Annotated in this window: 6 protein-coding genes; all 6 read left to right on the top strand. The window is 33.5% G+C overall.

Translation table 11 applies throughout. The features are described from left to right. Positions 1 to 940 (top strand): helicase C-terminal domain-containing protein (locus ACKI2P_RS01755; protein ID WP_407374529.1); only part of this gene is annotated, 940 nt, incomplete at its 5' end. A 146-nt stretch (positions 941 to 1,086) separates the two neighbouring features. Beyond that, positions 1,087 to 1,317 (top strand): hypothetical protein, encoded by a 231-nt coding sequence (locus ACKI2P_RS01750; RefSeq protein WP_407374528.1) that lies wholly within the window; start codon positions 1,087 to 1,089, stop codon positions 1,315 to 1,317. Beyond that, complete coding sequence (locus ACKI2P_RS01745; RefSeq protein ID WP_407374527.1) at positions 1,314 to 1,907, top strand: hypothetical protein; 594 nt, start codon at positions 1,314 to 1,316, stop codon at positions 1,905 to 1,907. The genes ACKI2P_RS01750 and ACKI2P_RS01745 overlap by 4 nt, the downstream gene beginning before the upstream one ends. A gap of 174 nt (positions 1,908 to 2,081) precedes the next feature. Further along, positions 2,082 to 2,246 (top strand): hypothetical protein, encoded by a 165-nt coding sequence (locus ACKI2P_RS01740; protein ID WP_407374526.1) that lies wholly within the window; start codon positions 2,082 to 2,084, stop codon positions 2,244 to 2,246. Beyond that, a complete protein-coding gene (locus tag ACKI2P_RS01735; protein WP_407374525.1) occupies positions 2,243 to 2,395 on the top strand; it encodes a hypothetical protein in 153 nt (50 codons plus the stop codon). Before ACKI2P_RS01740 ends, ACKI2P_RS01735 begins: the two co-directional genes overlap by 4 nt. A gap of 170 nt (positions 2,396 to 2,565) precedes the next feature. Further along, positions 2,566 to 2,746: hypothetical protein (locus tag ACKI2P_RS01730; protein ID WP_407374524.1), on the top strand; the 181-nt coding region annotated here is incomplete at its 3' end.

The following is a 2,746-nucleotide window of genomic DNA, read 5'->3' as shown; positions in this document are numbered from 1 at the left end:
GAAAAAAGCAAAACAGAATCAGAGATTAGTTAACAGGTATTACATGTTAATTAACCGTTTAACTAATGACAAATGGGTTATTGAATTACCCACCAAAAAGGAAATATTAGCCGATAAAGAGTATAAAAACGGTTTAACAGTAGAATTCAAACCCATAATGATAAAAGACTATACTGATACTTTATTAAACTTCGGTGAAACACGGTTATTCTTAACAGGAACATTAGGAGATAAGGATAAATTTTGCAAATGGATTGGAATAGATCCACTTGAAACTTATTACATTTATCAAAAATCACCATTTCCGGTAGAACACCGTCCAATATTAAGAGAGTATGTTAAAAGTATGTCCGGTTTTACTCCGAATAGAATTCCTAACTGGAAGGATAAAAGAGTTTTGATTAAAATAAATGAACTCATTAACAAGCATGCTCATGATAAAGGAGTTATACATACATCAAGCAATCAACAGGCCTGGTGGATAAAAAAAGCATTAGATAACCGGAATATTTGGGTGGCTCAAGGTTCCAGTCGTGAGGAAACTATTAAAAGATTTGAATTAACTGACAGGCCGGTTGTACTGGTAGGTGCAGGTATAAAAGACGGCGTGGATTTCAAAGGAGACAAATGCCGTTATCAGATATTATTTAAAATGCCATTTCCAAGCCTTGCATCTCAGCAGGTTAATATTCGTAAACATTTTGATAAAGTTTGGTATGCTTATCAGACTGTTATGCCTTTGATGCAGTCTTATGGTCGGGGCATACGTGATATGGATGATTACTGCACTACTTATGTTTTAGATGCAGATTTTGACCGTTTGGTGAATAATTATGAGTATTTGTTTAATGAATACTTTTTAGAAGCAATCAAAGGACGGAATGAGGCTGTGAAACCTAAACGTATTCCTAAGCCTATTCCGGTAAAAGGAGGGAAATAAATTATGAAACCACTTAAATTAAATTTTTTCCATATAGAAGATTTAAAACCTCGTTATATACGTCATAAGTCACTTATGGGGTGATTGGATTATTGAGTACGCAGAAAAATTGAAAAAAATTAACTATCGTATGGGATGGTAAAAAAATGACAGTAGTAGAGAAAACAATTGAGAATGGTGAGGACATTCTGCATGCGGAATTAATCGAAGTATTAGGGTTGCTAACTGCTGAAACTATTGCAGCAGGTAAGGATGTCGGAGAAATGTATATTCAAGAAATTAACAGTAACAAAGGTAGTTTTAAATATACTATTCGTGTTGAACGTATTATTGAAAAAAGGAGTTTAAGAGAAAGAATTAAAGGATGGATATTATGAGTAATGAAGATATTGCGGTCTATCAAGACCCAAACGGATTGTACAAAGTAGAAGAAATTGAAATCTGCGGATATGAAAACGGAGAGGAAATCCCTTCCAGTAAATGGTGGGCTGTAGTAAACAAACTATTTCCTGAAAGAGAATGTTACGAATGCAGAAACCTTGAAGTAGCCAATAAATTATGTGAAGAGTTAAACACTATGACAAGGAGTTATCAGCTTGATACAACTTTACCTGAACCTAGAAATTCCCTTGAATGCCACGGGTTAGCAAAGAGGATTAATGAAAAACAGAGTAAATTAAATGATTATCAAACTGCTCTAGAGCATGAATTGGTCTGCGAACGCAGATATAATGAAAAATGGAATGAGGTTAAATTACATCCGGATAAAGTGAAAGAAGCATACGAATTAAGTAAAGTGCCAACTGAAAAACAGATAACCGCTTACTGTGAAGAAACTTATACTAAAGAGTTTACACAGTGGAAGATTGCGAAAGCTAATACTGGTTTGATTAGTAAGCAGATTGATTTAATTAATGATTACATCAGCCTTGAAAAATACATTTTACGTAAGGAGTTGAAAGAATGAATTGTCGATGGATGGATAGGCACGGTTTCTGCTGTTTATTCGATGAACTTTGCACTGCACTCTGTGGAGTTTACAGAAAATGAATTATTTTATTAATTTTGTGTTAGGGACAACAGGATTATTAGTCATGTTGTTTCTGTTACTTATTTCAATTAAAGATAGAGTTGATTAAACATGACAAAGGACGGGATTGATGAAAAATATTACATCAATGTTGCAGAAATAATGAGACTAAAAACTCCACGATGCCGACTACAAAAACCAACATTAAAACCAACAATACTAGTGACTGGATGGAACGAATGGCTACAAATAAAAGGAGTTGACACAGGAATATGAAAAAATGTTGTAACTGCAAACATGCTGATGAGTATATTCCATTATGGATCTACCCTTATGGTCAACCTAGATGTAGTGTTCATCATAGGAATATTTCTCCTGATGAGGGTTGTAGTGATTTTGAGTTGATTGGACGATTGAGTAGGTGATTGAATGACTGAAAATACTGATAATATTTTTCCAATGAAACCTGTATTGGTGGAGGAACTTTATTTTGAATAACTGATTTGTTATTCAATGTATTCAATTGGTTTCGGTTATGCTCCCAGCAGGGTTTAAAAAAGGGAGCATAACTTATTAAGATTAATGGTGATTTTTAATGACTGAAAACAATAAACGGCTACATTTATCTGATATTTTTGATATTGAAATAGTCTTAAATGATGGGAAATTTTGGTATGAACTGGAATTTGAGGATTATGTATTAGAACAACCATCTGATTATCCAATACGAGCAGTATTAAAAAAAGGAAAACGAATAACAAAAAAAGAGGCATTGT

Source organism: Methanobrevibacter sp., assembly GCF_045541095.1.
GTDB lineage: Archaea > Methanobacteriota > Methanobacteria > Methanobacteriales > Methanobacteriaceae > Methanocatella.
Note: the sequence above shows the minus strand (reverse complement) of the source record. Positions and strands in the feature narration are given on the sequence as shown.

What these genes read in the sequence shown, in the direction of transcription:
- ACKI2P_RS01750 (WP_407374528.1), top strand. Translation starts at nt 1,087, where the DNA reads ATGACAGTAGTAGAGAAAACAATTGAGAATGGTGAGGACATTCTGCAT.
- ACKI2P_RS01745 (WP_407374527.1), top strand. Translation starts at nt 1,314, where the DNA reads ATGAGTAATGAAGATATTGCGGTCTATCAAGACCCAAACGGATTGTAC.
- ACKI2P_RS01740 (WP_407374526.1), top strand. Translation starts at nt 2,082, where the DNA reads ATGACAAAGGACGGGATTGATGAAAAATATTACATCAATGTTGCAGAA.
- ACKI2P_RS01735 (WP_407374525.1), top strand. Translation starts at nt 2,243, where the DNA reads ATGAAAAAATGTTGTAACTGCAAACATGCTGATGAGTATATTCCATTA.